At 37.1% G+C, this 14,061-nt stretch carries 22 protein-coding genes; all 22 read left to right on the forward strand.

All coding sequences use genetic code 11. The features are described from left to right. Positions 1-139 precede the first annotated feature (139 nt). The 22 genes from CRO00_RS09580 to rplF all read left to right on the forward strand — a co-directional run bounded on the left by CRO00_RS09580 (position 140) and on the right by rplF (position 14,043). Positions 140-823, forward strand: a complete 684-nt coding sequence (locus CRO00_RS09580; RefSeq protein ID WP_097073470.1) for a response regulator transcription factor — start codon at positions 140-142, stop codon at positions 821-823. Positions 824-1,015: 192 nt separating this feature from the next. After that, positions 1,016-1,840 (forward strand): sensor histidine kinase, encoded by an 825-nt coding sequence (locus CRO00_RS09585; protein ID WP_237658370.1) that lies wholly within the window; start codon positions 1,016-1,018, stop codon positions 1,838-1,840. Positions 1,841-1,940: 100 nt separating this feature from the next. Further along, positions 1,941-2,702: an ABC transporter ATP-binding protein gene (locus CRO00_RS09590; protein ID WP_097073472.1), complete on the forward strand. Its 762-nt coding sequence runs from the start codon at positions 1,941-1,943 to the stop codon at positions 2,700-2,702. Continuing rightward, positions 2,692-4,668, forward strand: a complete 1,977-nt coding sequence (locus CRO00_RS09595) for an FtsX-like permease family protein (protein ID WP_097073473.1) — start codon at positions 2,692-2,694, stop codon at positions 4,666-4,668. The genes CRO00_RS09590 and CRO00_RS09595 overlap by 11 nt, the downstream gene beginning before the upstream one ends. A gap of 142 nt (positions 4,669-4,810) precedes the next feature. Next, positions 4,811-6,127, forward strand: a complete 1,317-nt coding sequence (locus tag CRO00_RS09600) for a Na+/H+ antiporter family protein (protein ID WP_097073474.1) — start codon at positions 4,811-4,813, stop codon at positions 6,125-6,127. Positions 6,128-6,439: 312 nt separating this feature from the next. Beyond that, positions 6,440-6,748 (forward strand): 30S ribosomal protein S10, encoded by a 309-nt coding sequence (rpsJ, locus tag CRO00_RS09605; protein ID WP_036172433.1) that lies wholly within the window; start codon positions 6,440-6,442, stop codon positions 6,746-6,748. A gap of 47 nt (positions 6,749-6,795) precedes the next feature. After that, on the forward strand, positions 6,796-7,425 hold the full coding sequence (gene rplC, locus CRO00_RS09610; RefSeq protein WP_097073475.1) for a 50S ribosomal protein L3: 630 nt from the start codon (positions 6,796-6,798) through the stop codon (positions 7,423-7,425). Between the two features lie 26 nt (positions 7,426-7,451). Next, positions 7,452-8,075, forward strand: a complete 624-nt coding sequence (rplD, locus tag CRO00_RS09615; protein ID WP_097073476.1) for a 50S ribosomal protein L4 — start codon at positions 7,452-7,454, stop codon at positions 8,073-8,075. After that, positions 8,075-8,359: a 50S ribosomal protein L23 gene (gene rplW, locus CRO00_RS09620; protein WP_097073477.1), complete on the forward strand. Its 285-nt coding sequence runs from the start codon at positions 8,075-8,077 to the stop codon at positions 8,357-8,359. Before rplD ends, rplW begins: the two co-directional genes overlap by 1 nt. Positions 8,360-8,407: 48 nt before the next feature. After that, positions 8,408-9,238 carry a 50S ribosomal protein L2 gene (gene rplB, locus CRO00_RS09625; protein WP_097073478.1) on the forward strand — a complete coding sequence of 277 codons (831 nt, stop codon included), beginning with the start codon at positions 8,408-8,410 and terminating at the stop codon, positions 9,236-9,238. 60 nt (positions 9,239-9,298) lie between these two features. Beyond that, positions 9,299-9,577, forward strand: a complete 279-nt coding sequence (gene rpsS / locus CRO00_RS09630) for a 30S ribosomal protein S19 (protein WP_036200750.1) — start codon at positions 9,299-9,301, stop codon at positions 9,575-9,577. Between the two features lie 22 nt (positions 9,578-9,599). Beyond that, positions 9,600-9,944 (forward strand): 50S ribosomal protein L22, encoded by a 345-nt coding sequence (rplV, locus tag CRO00_RS09635; protein ID WP_036183146.1) that lies wholly within the window; start codon positions 9,600-9,602, stop codon positions 9,942-9,944. Between the two features lie 3 nt (positions 9,945-9,947). Beyond that, positions 9,948-10,604, forward strand: coding sequence for a 30S ribosomal protein S3 (gene rpsC, locus CRO00_RS09640; protein ID WP_097073479.1), 657 nt, complete (start codon positions 9,948-9,950; stop codon positions 10,602-10,604). Positions 10,605-10,606: 2 nt separating this feature from the next. Continuing rightward, positions 10,607-11,041, forward strand: coding sequence for a 50S ribosomal protein L16 (gene rplP / locus CRO00_RS09645; RefSeq protein WP_097073480.1), 435 nt, complete (start codon positions 10,607-10,609; stop codon positions 11,039-11,041). Next, positions 11,031-11,231 carry a 50S ribosomal protein L29 gene (gene rpmC, locus CRO00_RS09650; RefSeq protein ID WP_004233646.1) on the forward strand — a complete coding sequence of 67 codons (201 nt, stop codon included), beginning with the start codon at positions 11,031-11,033 and terminating at the stop codon, positions 11,229-11,231. The genes rplP and rpmC overlap by 11 nt, the downstream gene beginning before the upstream one ends. A 17-nt stretch (positions 11,232-11,248) precedes the next feature. Beyond that, positions 11,249-11,512 (forward strand): 30S ribosomal protein S17, encoded by a 264-nt coding sequence (gene rpsQ, locus CRO00_RS09655; RefSeq protein WP_036200740.1) that lies wholly within the window; start codon positions 11,249-11,251, stop codon positions 11,510-11,512. 43 nt (positions 11,513-11,555) lie between these two features. Beyond that, positions 11,556-11,924, forward strand: coding sequence for a 50S ribosomal protein L14 (gene rplN / locus CRO00_RS09660; protein WP_097073481.1), 369 nt, complete (start codon positions 11,556-11,558; stop codon positions 11,922-11,924). Between the two features lie 37 nt (positions 11,925-11,961). Then, a complete protein-coding gene (gene rplX, locus CRO00_RS09665) occupies positions 11,962-12,270 on the forward strand; it encodes a 50S ribosomal protein L24 (RefSeq protein WP_141396956.1) in 309 nt (102 codons plus the stop codon). Between the two features lie 28 nt (positions 12,271-12,298). Further along, entirely contained in the window at positions 12,299-12,838 is a 540-nt protein-coding gene (gene rplE / locus CRO00_RS09670; protein WP_097073483.1) for a 50S ribosomal protein L5, read from the forward strand. A 21-nt stretch (positions 12,839-12,859) separates the two neighbouring features. Next, positions 12,860-13,045, forward strand: coding sequence for a type Z 30S ribosomal protein S14 (locus CRO00_RS09675; protein ID WP_097073484.1), 186 nt, complete (start codon positions 12,860-12,862; stop codon positions 13,043-13,045). A 29-nt stretch (positions 13,046-13,074) separates the two neighbouring features. After that, positions 13,075-13,473, forward strand: a complete 399-nt coding sequence (gene rpsH, locus CRO00_RS09680) for a 30S ribosomal protein S8 (RefSeq protein WP_097073485.1) — start codon at positions 13,075-13,077, stop codon at positions 13,471-13,473. Positions 13,474-13,503: 30 nt separating this feature from the next. After that, positions 13,504-14,043 carry a 50S ribosomal protein L6 gene (gene rplF / locus CRO00_RS09685; protein ID WP_097073486.1) on the forward strand — a complete coding sequence of 180 codons (540 nt, stop codon included), beginning with the start codon at positions 13,504-13,506 and terminating at the stop codon, positions 14,041-14,043. Positions 14,044-14,061 lie beyond the last annotated feature (18 nt).

Genomic DNA, 14,061 nt, shown 5'->3' on the forward strand with positions numbered 1-14,061 from the left:
TCTCTTTCAAACTATTATACATTTTAAATGATGCATCGGAATAAAAACCTTCCTTTATGATTGATTTGAAGATGTATAGTATAATAAAACTGGATTAATTAGGAAAAAGTCATACCTGTATTGAAGGGAATGAGTAAACATGAAAATTTTCTTAATAGAAGATGATAATGCTATTTTTGAGTTGATTAAGGAACGTTTTAACGGTTGGAATTTACAAGTTGGTGGACCGCCAGACTTTCAAAAAGTGATGGATTCTTTTATAGAAGAGAAGCCTCAATTAGTGATTATTGATATACAATTACCTGCATATGATGGTTTTCATTGGTGTAGGGAAATTCGTACAGTTTCAAAGGTACCAATAATATTCCTTTCTTCTCGTGATCACCCAATGGATATGGTAATGGCCATGCAAATGGGGGCAGATGATTTTGTACAAAAGCCATTTCACATGGAAGTTCTTTTAGCAAAGGTACAGGCGATTCTTCGTAGAACATATGATTATGTCGAGGAGCAAAGCGAAATTACAAGATGGAACGATGCGACGGTTGACTATGCGAAAGGTGTGATTAATTTTGATGAAAAGGTATGTGAACTAACTAAGAATGAGCTATTCATATTGCGCATACTCCTTCAGCATGTAGATAAAATTGTTTCAAGGGATGAACTAATACGTAAACTGTGGGATGATGAACGATTTGTTAACGATAACACCTTGTCTGTAAATGTAAATCGACTTAGACAAAAGCTTGAAGATATTGGCTTGGAAAATGTTATTGTTACGAAGAAGGGGTTAGGCTATATGGCAATAACCATTACGAGGTGAGATATGCTGTTACTATTTTTAAGAGAGAAAATTGCATGGATAGGATTCATCATCGGTGTGTTGATTTGTATGAATATCCTTTTCTACTTGGATTATGGGTTTTCTAACATATCTATAAGTTATTTTAATATTGTTACTATTTCTATTACTATTGTATTTCTCATTTGGCGATATAAAAAGGAAATACATCAATTGACATATTTCCTGGGAAATTTGTCGAATGGATATGATGTTTTGTCGGACGATGCAACATTCTCGCCATTTCAAAAAATGTATGTAGAGCACATAGTTGAAGTATTAGAAGAAAAGGATGCTCTATTAAATCAATCAAAAATTCAGCTTCAAGAAGATTCCGAGGATTTATTGGCGTGGGTACATGAAATGAAAACCCCGTTAACGGCGTTGAAGCTTATGATAGAGCAAACTGAAGATACAAATTTACGAAAAAAACTTGAAAATGAATGGATGCGTATTCATTTACTACTAGATCAGCAATTACATAATTCGAGGTTAGCTTTTATTGAAAAGGATAACCGTCTTGAAAAGATCTCCTTACGTACTATTGTATATAAAGAAATCCGAGAGTTTCATTCATGGTGTATGGAAAAAGGGATTGGATTTCAAGTTGAGGATTTAAAAGAAGAGGTTATTACAGATAGCAAATGGTTAGCGTTTATTGTACGTCAGCTTCTATCGAATGCTATAAAATATAGTCATCAAAATCAAGATATCAATATTTTTACGACAATAGATGATTCCGGTCATCTTTTGCTTCATATTCAGGATTATGGAGTAGGTATACGTCAAGAGGATCTGCCACGTATATTTCATAAATCATATACTGGGACAATTGGTAGAGAGTCGGTTCAATCAACAGGAATGGGTCTTTATCTTGCCAAAAACGCTTCACAGAAACTAGGTATTCAAATTATTGTCCAATCTACAAAAGATGAAGGATCAATCTTTACATTACAATTCCCTACTGAAAATGAATATGGAAGATTACTCGGTAGATGACGAAATTGTCACCTACCTTTTTATTTTGTCATCTTGAACGAAGGCAGTGGTGTTGATTCGATTGTACAATGAAAATAGTTAAAGAAAGGGGAGAAAAAGTTTGTCAGTATTGGTAGGTAGAAAAATAAGAAAAGTTTATGGGAAGAAATCGACAGCTCAAGAAGTGTTAAAGGGCATTGATATAGAAGTTCAAAAAGGTGAATTTGTTGGGATTATGGGCCCTTCTGGATCTGGGAAAACAACGCTGTTAAATGTACTTTGTTCCATTGACTACCCAACTGAAGGAATCATTGAAATTAATGGTCAAAATTTAAGAGGAATGAAGGAAAAGGCTTTAGCCAATTTTAGACGTGAACAACTCGGGTTTATCTTTCAAGATTATAACTTACTGGATACGTTAACTGTAAAGGAGAATATATTATTACCGTTATCTATAAGTAAACAACCAAAAGCGGTGGTGGAAAGCCGGCTAAAAGAACTTGTAGGGATATTAGGTATCTCACATATTTTAAACAAGTACCCGAATGAGATATCTGGTGGACAAAAGCAAAGGACTTCTGCAGCTCGTGCCCTTATTGCAAATCCTACATTAGTATTTGCAGATGAGCCGACTGGTGCACTTGACTCAAAATCAGCAAATGCTTTATTAACAAACTTAGAAACGATAAATCAAGAAAAAAGCGCGACCATTATGATGGTTACACACGATCCAGTAGCGGCGAGTTTTTGTTCCCGTGTTCTATTTTTAAAGGATGGTGCAATCTATACAGAGTTATATAAAGGGGACAAAACACGTCAACAATTATTCCAACAAATATTAAATACGCAAAGTATACTAGGCGGTGATGGTTATGACGCTTAGTCGATTAGTGCTAAGAAGTATGAGAAAAAACATTAAGCAATACTATTTATATTTCTTTGCACTGATTTTTAGTGTGACATTGTGTTTTTCATATACAACATTACAATATAATCCCACAGTAGTATTGGCTCTTGAAGAAAGTGGAACCGCATCAGCAGGTTTTAAAGCTGCAACATATGTTTTATATTTCATCGTGACATTTTTTGTACTGTATGCAAGTCATTTATTTATGAAAAGGCGGAGTAAAGAAATTGGAATATATCAATTGATCGGAATGACGAAAGGATTAGTATTTCGTCTAATCGCTTTAGAAAATATCATTCTATTTTTACTTGCCGTAATAGTAGGGATGGTTGTAGGCTATTTTAGTTCGCGCTTCTTTGCAATGGTGTTATTAGAAATTTTAGAAGTGGATATGATTGTTCAATTGAAGTTTTCTGTTGAAGCTTTTAAACAATCTGCCATTATTTTTTCTATTTTGCTTGTGATTATTTTATTGCAAATGGCTTGGGTAATTAGAAGCTTGTCGCTGCTCTCACTATTTACTGCATCTAAAAAAGCGGATGAGCAAATTAGAGGTTTTAGTATATTCCAGATGGTGATGGGGTTTATTGGGCTATTCTTAATCATCTTTGGATATTATCAATCTACACAGTTGTTCAATGTAGAAAAGAGTAGTTTTTTTGATAATTTGTATTTACACATGCTTGTTATACTAGGGGCAACAATTATTGGGACATACCTTTTTTTCAGGTATACTGTTGCTTTAATTATGAATATGATCCGTGCAGGCAAAAGAGGGCATCTAAGAATAACTGATGTATTAGCCGTAACACCAATTATGCATAAAATGAAAAGTAATTCTAAATCATTAACGTTAATCACAACTCTAACGGGTTTAGCAGTAGGTATAATGAGTCTAGCTTATATTGCATATTATTCGTCAAATTCAAATGCACGCTTTGTATCCCCTTATGACTATATTCTACTTAACGATCAAGGAATTGAGTTTTTAGATGCGTTATATCAAGAAGGGATTAAGTTTGAGAAGGACACGTATCAGATTTCTAGTGTAAAGTTAAATATTAAAGATTTAGTATCGGAAAATCTACAAGATAGCCCTTTGTATAGTCTGGAAACAGATACAGTAGTCGTGTCGCTAAGTGATTTTCGTCAAATAAAGCCGAACTATACATTAAAAAAAGGAGAAGCTTTGTTAACAAGTTATGCGAATGTGTTATCAGAAGTCTTACCGCTCCAAAAGAATAAAGATATTATTGTAAAGTCCGGAAAGCTGGAATTTCCCCTACACATTACAGAAATTCGTAAAGATTACGTAATATCAAACTATGTTTCAAATGGTAGTCCAATTTTAGTAGTATCGGATAAACTGTTTAAAGAAATTGAAGAACAAAATAAAGAGCAACAAGCAATTACTTCTCAAATCGGTATTAACCTTGTTGAAAGAGAAGATGTAGAAAAGGCAGAAATGCTCTATAAAAAATTCTCAGAACATAGAAAGGTGTTCTTAGATAAGGAACATAGTCTAATCCACAAGTCTTTTGAAGAACAAAGGAAAAACAATATTGCTAGCCTTGGCTTAACGATTTTCGTCACGGCATTCTTAGGTTTAGCTTTTCTACTAACTACCGGAAGCATTCTATATTTTAAACAAATTGCAGAAGCAGATGATGAAAAAGAGTCCTATGTTATTTTGCGTAAGATTGGTTTTTCAACAACACACATAATGAAGGGGATTTATGCAAAACAAGCATTCAATTTCGGGGTTCCACTTATAATAGGTCTATTCCATAGTTACTTTGCTGTAAAATCTGGTTGGTGGTTATTTGGTACTGAACTTGTGGCACCATTAATCATCACAATCTGTTTATACGTTGTCATGTACACTGTATTTGCGGTACTTTCAATTCAATATTATAAAAAGGTTGTTAGAGAGTCATTATAATAGAAGGAAGTCACTATATATTCCGAATATTTCAGGAATTTATAGTGGCTTTTTCTTATATTGACATTATATTATCGAGCAGTTAGACTTTAACACGTTGCCAATTTAGCAATTTAGCAAATGAAAGTAAGAGGGATTATTTATGAATGCTGTTTTAGTAGCAGTTATTGTTATGTTGTTGTTAAGTTTACTCAGAGTCAATGTTGTATTATCACTTGTAATTGGAGCAGTTATTGGTGGGTTATCAGGCGGGTTGTCTATAACCGAGACAATAGAGGCTTTTAATAATGGATTAGGTGGCGGTGCACAAGTAGCATTGAGCTATGGTTTACTTGGAGGTTTCGCAGTCGCGATTTCAAAAACTGGTATCACAGAATTACTTATATCAGGTATTTTGAAAATTGTAAGAAAAGAAGGAGATTCAAAAAATAAAGCATTAGGAAAAGTAGTAATCTTTTTCTTCCTGCTATTAATGGCAATCTTCTCTCAAAACTTAATTCCAATTCATATTGCGTTCGTACCTTTATTAGTACCACCTATTTTAAAAATTTTAAACTTATTAGAAGTGGATCGTCGATTAATAGCATGTATTATCACGTTCGGGTTAATTACGCCGTATATCTTCTTACCGTACGGATTTGGTGCCATTTATCAAGATATAGTTGCTACTCAAATTGGGCTATCAGGTTTAGAGATTAAGACTTCTGATATTTCTAAAGCAATGGCGATACCAGCTTTAGGTATGGTAGTAGGATTAGCTATAGCATTTTACGTCTATCGAAAGCCACGTAAATATAATCAAGTCGATATAGAGGAAGACAAACTTCAAGTTAAGATAGATAATAAAACAGTTCTATTTACTATTGTTTCCTTAATAGGCGCAGTTGTTATCCAAGTAGCAACAGGATCGATGATTATAGGTGCATTATGTGGGATATTAATTCTATATGTAACAGGGGCATTAAAATGGAATGAAGCGGATTTAATCTTGTCAGATGGAATGCGTATGATGGCGTTCGTTGGATTTGTTATTATTTCTGCGAATGGCTTCTCATCAGTAATTAATGCAACAGGAGATGTAGAAACTCTAGTGAAAAGTACGTTAAGCATATTAAATGGAAATGTTAGTTTAGCAGTTTTACTTATGCTGTTCATCGGGTTAGTTGTTACGATGGGGATTGGATCATCCTTTGCAACAATTCCTATTATTGCAGCAATCTTTGTACCGTTATGTTTAGAGCTTGGATTAAGTGAAATGGCAATTATATCGCTAATTGGAACAGCTGGTGCTTTAGGAGATGCTGGTTCCCCTGCTTCTGACTCAACATTAGGTCCGACATCTGGTTTAAATGTAGATGGACAGCACAATCACATTTGGGATACATGTGTACCGACGTTTGTTTTCTACAACATACCATTAATTATTTTTGGATGGATTGCAGTAATGTTTGTTCTATAATTTGTATTACATTTAAAAGGAAAACAAAACTCGAATTACCATAAAAATTATTGAAGATTTTAATTGATATACTGTATAAATTCTTATATACTAAATATCGGCTTGAAAAAGCGACATCTAAAACTTATCAATAAAAATGAATTTGTAAAAAGTACTTGCACATTCGTTTTTTATTGTATATAATGTTGAATGTTGGTCTTTGACTGCGATGAAGCGAGAGGTTGCCGACACACCCGGCCGCTTTGCCATGGCGCGTGTGTGGGAAATTTTCGTGGAGAATGTCTAGAAAATAGGCGAGAAGGAGGGAAAATAATGGCAAAACAAAAGATTCGTATCCGTTTAAAAGCGTATGATCACCGTGTTTTAGATCAATCTGCTGAGAAAATTGTGGAAACTGCTAAACGTTCAGGTGCAAGTGTATCAGGTCCGATTCCGTTACCAACTGAAAAGTCTGTGTACACAATTCTTCGTGCGGTTCACAAGTACAAAGATTCTCGTGAACAATTCGAAATGCGTACGCATAAACGTTTAATCGACATCATTAACCCAACACCACAAACTGTTGACGCGTTAATGAAACTTGATTTACCATCTGGCGTTGATATTGAAATCAAACTTTAATGGTAAAAACAAATAGAACTTTTTAATAATCACAGGAGGTGTGACAAATGACTAAAGGAATCTTAGGTAGAAAAATTGGTATGACTCAAGTTTTCGCTGAGAATGGCGATTTAATCCCAGTAACAGTAATTGAAGCTTCTGCAAACGTAGTACTTCAAAAGAAAACTGTTGAAACTGATGGCTACGAAGCAATCCAAGTTGGTTTTGAAGATAAGCGCGTTAAGCTTTCTAACAAACCAGAACAAGGTCACGTAGCAAAAGCGAATACTGCTCCTAAGCGCTTCATTCGTGAATTCCGTAACGTAAACGTTGGAGAATACGAAGTTGGTCAAGAAGTCAAAGTAGAAATTTTCGCAGAAGGCGATGTAGTAGACGTAACAGGCGTTACTAAAGGTAAAGGTTTCCAAGGTGTTATCAAACGCCACGGACAATCTCGTGGACCAATGGCCCACGGTTCTCGTTACCACCGTCGTCCTGGTTCAATGGGTCCAGTTGCTCCGAATCGCGTATTCAAACAAAAGAAATTACCTGGTCAAATGGGTGGAAATGTAGTTACAATCCAAAACTTAGAAATCGTTAAAGTTGACGCAGAGCGTAACTTACTACTTGTTAAAGGTAATGTTCCTGGTTCTAAAAAAGCATTAGTTACAGTTAAAACAGCTGTAAAATCTAAATAATTTCTCGAAGAAAGGAGGAAACAGGAATGACAAAGGTATCTGTACTTAGTCAAACAGGTGCTTCAGTTGGCGAAATCGAATTAAACGATACGATTTTTGGAATCGAGCCAAACGAAGCAGTATTATTCGACGCAGTAATCGCTCAACGCGCTTCTCTACGTCAAGGTAATCATAAAGTAAAAAACCGTTCTGAAGTTGCTGGTGGTGGACGTAAACCATGGCGTCAAAAAGGAACTGGTCGTGCACGTCAAGGTTCAATCCGCTCTCCACAATGGCGCGGCGGTGGTATCGTATTCGGTCCAACTCCACGTAGCTATTCTTATAAATTACCGAAGAAAGTTCGCCGTTTAGCTCTTAAATCAGCTTTATCAGCTAAAGTTGGAGAACAAAACTTCGTAGTTCTTGATGCATTACAATTAGATGCACCAAAAACTAAAGACTTCGTTTCAATTTTAGGTAACCTAAACATTGATTCAAAAGCATTGTTCGTTACTGCTGAATTAAATGAAAACGTAGCATTATCTGCTCGTAACATCCCTGGCGTAACGGTAGTAACAGCTAACGGAATTAACGTTCTTGACCTTCTAGGTCATGAAAAAGTTGTATTCACAAAAGCTGCAGTAGAAAAAGTTGAGGAGGTGCTTGGATAATGGAAGCACGTGATATCTTAAAACGTCCGGTCATTACTGAGCGTTCTTCTGAGCTTATGGCTGAGAAAAAATACACTTTTGAAGTTGACGTTCGTGCAAACAAAACTCAAGTTAAAGATGCTGTAGAAGAAATCTTTGATGTAAAAGTTGATAAAGTTAATATCATGAACTATAAAGGTAAATTCAAACGTGTTGGTAAATTTGGCGGATACACAAACAAACGTCGTAAAGCAATCGTTAAATTAACTGCTGATAGCAAAGAAATCGAAATATTTGATATCTAATTCCTATAAAGAACTAGATTTTTAACATTCAAGAAGGAGGGAAAACAAATGGCGATTAAAAAGTATAAACCAACCTCAAATGGTCGTCGTAATATGACGTCATCTGACTTTGCGGAAATCACAACTAATAAGCCTGAAAAGTCATTATTAGCTCCAAAAAAACGCAAAGCTGGTCGTAATAACCAAGGTAAAATTACTGTTCGTCATCACGGTGGTGGTCACAAGAAACAATACCGCGTAATCGACTTTAAACGTATTAAAGACGGTATCCCAGGACGCGTTGCCACAATCGAATATGATCCAAACCGTTCTGCAAACATCGCATTAATCAATTATGCTGACGGAGAAAAACGTTACATCTTAGCTCCAAAAGGATTGGAAGTTGGTCAAACAATCGTTTCTGGTCCAGATGCTGATATTAAAGTGGGTAACGCTTTACCATTAGCAAACATTCCAATGGGTACAACAATCCATAACATCGAATTAAAACCTGGTAAAGGCGGTCAATTAGTACGTTCTGCTGGTACTTCTGCACAAGTACTTGGTCGTGAAGGCAAATACGTAATCATCCGTCTACAATCTGGTGAAGTTCGTTTAGTACTTGCTACTTGCCGTGCTACAATCGGTCAAGTTGGTAACGAACAACATGAGCTTATCCACATCGGTAAAGCAGGTCGTACTCGTTGGTTAGGTAAACGCCCAACAGTTCGTGGTTCTGTAATGAACCCTAATGATCACCCACACGGTGGTGGTGAAGGACGTTCTCCAATCGGACGTAAATCTCCAATGACACCATGGGGCAAACCAGCTCTTGGTTACAAAACTCGCAAGAAGAAAAACAAAACTAATAAGTTAATTATTCGTTCTCGCAAAAAATAATGTGATTGTACTGCGGTTCGCTAGTCGTGCCGTGGTGAGTCACGAAAGGGAGGTTCCTAAATGGGTCGCAGCTTGAAAAAAGGACCTTTTGTCGATGACCACTTAATGAAAAAGGTTGAAGCACAAGAGAGTTCTGAGAAAAAACAAGTTATTAAAACTTGGTCTCGCCGTTCTACTATCTTCCCGAACTTCATCGGATTAACAATCGCTGTATATGATGGACGTAAACATGTTCCTGTATACGTGACAGAAGATATGGTAGGTCACAAGTTAGGCGAATTCGCACCAACACGTACTTATAAAGGTCACGGTGCAGATGACAAGAAAACAAGACGCTAATTTTGGAAGGAGGTAAATCCTAATGACACAAGCTAAAGCTATCGCTCGCACAGTGCGCATCGCTCCTCGTAAAGTTCGTCTAGTAGTAGACTTAATCAGAGGTAAGCAAGTTGGTGAAGCAGTTGCAATTTTACGTCATACTCCAAAAGCGGCGTCTCCAGTCGTTGAGAAAGTATTAAAATCTGCAGTTGCTAACGCTGAGCACAACTATGAATTAGATGTAAACAACTTAGTTGTTTCTGAAATCTTTGTTGACGAAGGTCCAACATTAAAACGTTTCCGTCCACGTGCACAAGGACGTGCAAGCGCAATTAACAAACGCACAAGCCACATTACTGTTGTGGTATCTGAGAAGAAGGAGGGTTAATCCGTGGGTCAAAAAGTACATCCAATAGGACTACGAGTTGGTATTATTCGTGATTGGGAGTCAAAATGGTACGCTGAAAAAGACTATGCGACATTACTTCACGAAGATATTAAAATTCGTAAATATATCGAAGCTGCTTTAAAAGATGCATCTGTATCTAAAGTAGAAATCGAACGCGCAGCAAACCGCGTAAACATTACAATTCACACAGCGAAACCAGGTATGGTAATCGGTAAAGGCGGTACAGAAGTTGAAAACTTACGTAAATACCTTAACGATTTAACTGGCAAACGTGTACACATTAATATCGTAGAAATCAAAAAAGCTGATCTTGATGCTCGTTTAGTAGCAGAAAACATCGCTCGTCAACTTGAGAACCGCGTATCATTCCGCCGTGCTCAAAAACAAGCAATCCAACGCACAATCCGTGCTGGTGCAAAAGGAATTAAAACACAAGTATCTGGACGTTTAGGTGGCGCTGATATCGCGCGTGCTGAACATTATAGTGAAGGAACAGTTCCACTTCATACTCTTCGTGCTGACATCGACTATGCTCATGCTGAAGCAGACACTACTTATGGTAAATTAGGTGTTAAAGTATGGATTTACCGTGGTGAAGTCCTTCCTACTAAGAAGAACTCTGTGGAAGGAGGCAAATAATTATGTTATTACCAAAACGCGTAAAATACCGTCGTGAACACCGTGGAAACATGCGTGGTGAAGCAAAAGGCGGTAAAGAAGTTGCATTTGGTGAATGGGGCCTACAAGCTACAACAGCTAGCTGGGTTACTAACCGTCAAATCGAATCTGCCCGTATCGCTATGACACGTTACATGAAACGTGGCGGTAAAGTTTGGATTAAAATCTTCCCACATAAACCTTATACGAAAAAGCCTCTAGAGGTACGTATGGGTTCTGGTAAAGGTTCTCCAGAAGGTTGGGTAGCAGTAGTAAAACCAGGAAAAGTAATGTTTGAAGTTGCAGGTGTATCTGAAGAGGTAGCACGTGAAGCACTTCGTTTAGCATCACACAAACTTCCTGTGAAATGTAAAGTTGTTAAACGTCAAGAAACTGGTGGTGAATCTAATGAAAGCTAATGAAATCCGTGACCTTGCCACTTCTGAAATTGAATTAAAAGTGAAATCACTGAAAGAAGAGCTTTTCAACCTTCGCTTCCAATTGGCGACTGGTCAATTAGAAAACACAGCTCGCATTCGCGAAGTTCGTAAAGCGATTGCGCGCATGAAAACTGTGATTCGTGAAAGAGAAATCAGCGCAAATAACTGATAAGGAGGTTTGAAAGAATGACTGAGCGTAACCAACGCAAAGTTTACACAGGCCGTGTTGTTTCAGATAAAATGGACAAAACAGTAACTGTTCTTGTTGAAACTTATAAGAAACACAAATTATACGGAAAACGTGTAAAATACTCTAAAAAATTCAAGGCTCATGATGAGTTAAACGAAGCGAAAATCGGTGATATCGTTCGTATCATGGAAACTCGCCCGCTATCAGCTACTAAACGTTTCCGTCTAGTGGAAGTTGTAGAAAAAGCGGTTATTATTTAATAACATTTCGGAAACATTTAAATTCCGAAGGGAGGTAACCTAAGTGATCCAACAAGAAACTCGTATGAAAGTTGCTGACAACTCAGGTGCACGTGAAGTTTTAACAATTAAAGTGCTTGGTGGTTCTGGCCGTAAAACTGCTAATATCGGAGATATCGTAGTTGTTACAGTTAAGAAAGCAACACCAGGAGGCGTTGTCAAGAAAGGTGACGTTGTTAAGGCTGTTGTCGTTCGCACAAAATCTGGTGTACGCCGTAAAGATGGTACTTATATCAAATTTGATGAAAATGCTTGCGTAATCATTAAAGACGATAAGTCACCACGCGGAACTCGTATTTTCGGGCCTGTTGCTCGTGAATTACGTGATAGCAACTTCATGAAAATCGTTTCATTAGCTCCAGAAGTTCTTTAATTTCATGAGAGTACCAATCAAGGAGGTGCGACACATAATGCATGTAAAAAAGGGTGACAAAGTCAAAGTTATCACTGGTAAAGATAAAGGTAAAGTAGGCGTAGTTTTAGCAGCTTTCCCTAAACAAGACCGTGTTCTTGTTGAAGGTGTAAACATTGTGAAAAAACACGTTAAACCTAACCAGTTAAACCCACAAGGTGGTATTGTTAGCCAAGAAGCAGCAATCCACGTTTCGAACGTAATGCTAATCGATCCTAAATCTGGCGAGCCGACTCGCGTAGGTTACAAAATCGAAGACGGCAAAAAAGTTCGTGTTGCAAAAAAATCAGGTGCAGTAATCGACTAATAAGTAAATTGAGAAGGGAGGTACGAACATGAGCCGCCTAAAAGAAAAATATACAAAAGAAGTTTCTCCAGCTCTTATGAGCAAATTTGGATATAAATCAGTAATGCAAGTGCCAAAAGTTGAAAAAATCGTAATCAACATGGGTGTTGGTGACGCTGTACAAAACTCTAAAGCATTAGATTCTGCTGTAGAAGAATTAACAATCATCACTGGTCAAAAACCAGTTGTAACTAAAGCTAAAAAATCGATCGCAGGTTTCCGCTTACGTGAAGGTATGGCAATCGGTGCAAAAGTTACATTACGTGGTGAACGTATGTATGAATTCTTGGATAAATTAATCGCTATCGCACTTCCACGTGTACGTGACTTCCATGGTGTTTCTAAAAAATCATTCGATGGTCGCGGTAACTACACTTTAGGTGTTAAAGAACAATTAATTTTCCCAGAGATCGATTACGATAAAGTTTCAAAAGTACGCGGTATGGACATCGTGATCGTAACAACTGCGAATTCTGACGAAGAAGCTCGCGAGTTATTGACACAATTCGGTATGCCGTTCCAAAAGTAATAAAACAAGGAGGGCGAAAACGTGGCTAAAAAATCAATGGTCATTAAACAACAACGTAAGCAAAAGTTTAAAGTACAAGAATATACACGTTGTGAACGCTGTGGTCGTCCACATTCAGTATATCGTAAGTTTAAACTTTGCCGTATTTGTTTCCGTGAACTTGCATATAAGGGACAAATTCCTGGCGTTAAAAAAGCAAGCTGGTAATCCCCGAAATTGGGAAGGAGGTAAAATCAATGACAATGTCAGATCCAATTGCAGATATGCTGACTCGCATCCGTAATGCGAACATGGTTCGTCACGAAAAATTAGAAGTACCTGCTTCTAATTTAAAGAAAGAAATCGCTGAAATCTTAAAGCGTGAAGGTTTCGTTCGTGATGTTGAGTATGTTGAAGATAATAAGCAAGGTATCATCCGTATCTTCTTAAAATATGGAAGAGATAACGAACGTGTTATCACTGGTTTAAAACGTATTTCAAAACCTGGCTTACGTGTATACGCTAAAACTAACGAAGTACCAAAAGTACTTAATGGTTTAGGTATCGCTTTAGTATCTACTTCTCAAGGTGTACTAACTGATAAAGAAGCACGTGCTAAACAAGTTGGCGGAGAAATCTTAGCTTACATTTGGTAATTAGTAATATATGAATGGAGGTGCAACTAAATGTCTCGTGTAGGTAAAAAACCAATCGAGGTTCCAGCTAACGTTACTGTGACTGTTGCTGAAGACAACACAGTTACTGTTAAAGGACCAAAAGGCGAATTAACTCGTCAATTCAATACTGAAATGAAATTTGAGCAAGAAGGCAACATCATTACGATCGTTCGTCCTTCTGAATCAAAAGAACACCGTACTATCCATGGTACAACTCGTGCGCTATTAGCAAACATGGTAACTGGTGTTTCTGAAGGATTCTCTCGTTCACTAGAACTTATCGGTGTCGGTTACCGTGCGCAATTACAAGGTAAAAAGCTTGTTCTAAACGTAGGGTACTCTCATCCAGTAGAGTTCACACCTGAAGAAGGTCTAGAAGTGGAAGTTCCTTCAAACACTAAAGTGATCGTTAAAGGTATTAGCAAGGAACGTGTTGGTGCTTTAGCATCTAACATTCGTGACGTTCGTCCACCAGAGCCATACAAAGGTAAAGGTATTCGTTATGAAGGCGAATATGTACGTCGTAAAGAAGGTAAAACAGGTAAATAATGCTCTAAGAAGCGTTAG

Source organism: Ureibacillus xyleni (assembly GCF_900217795.1).
Classification (GTDB): domain Bacteria; phylum Bacillota; class Bacilli; order Bacillales_A; family Planococcaceae; genus Ureibacillus; species Ureibacillus xyleni.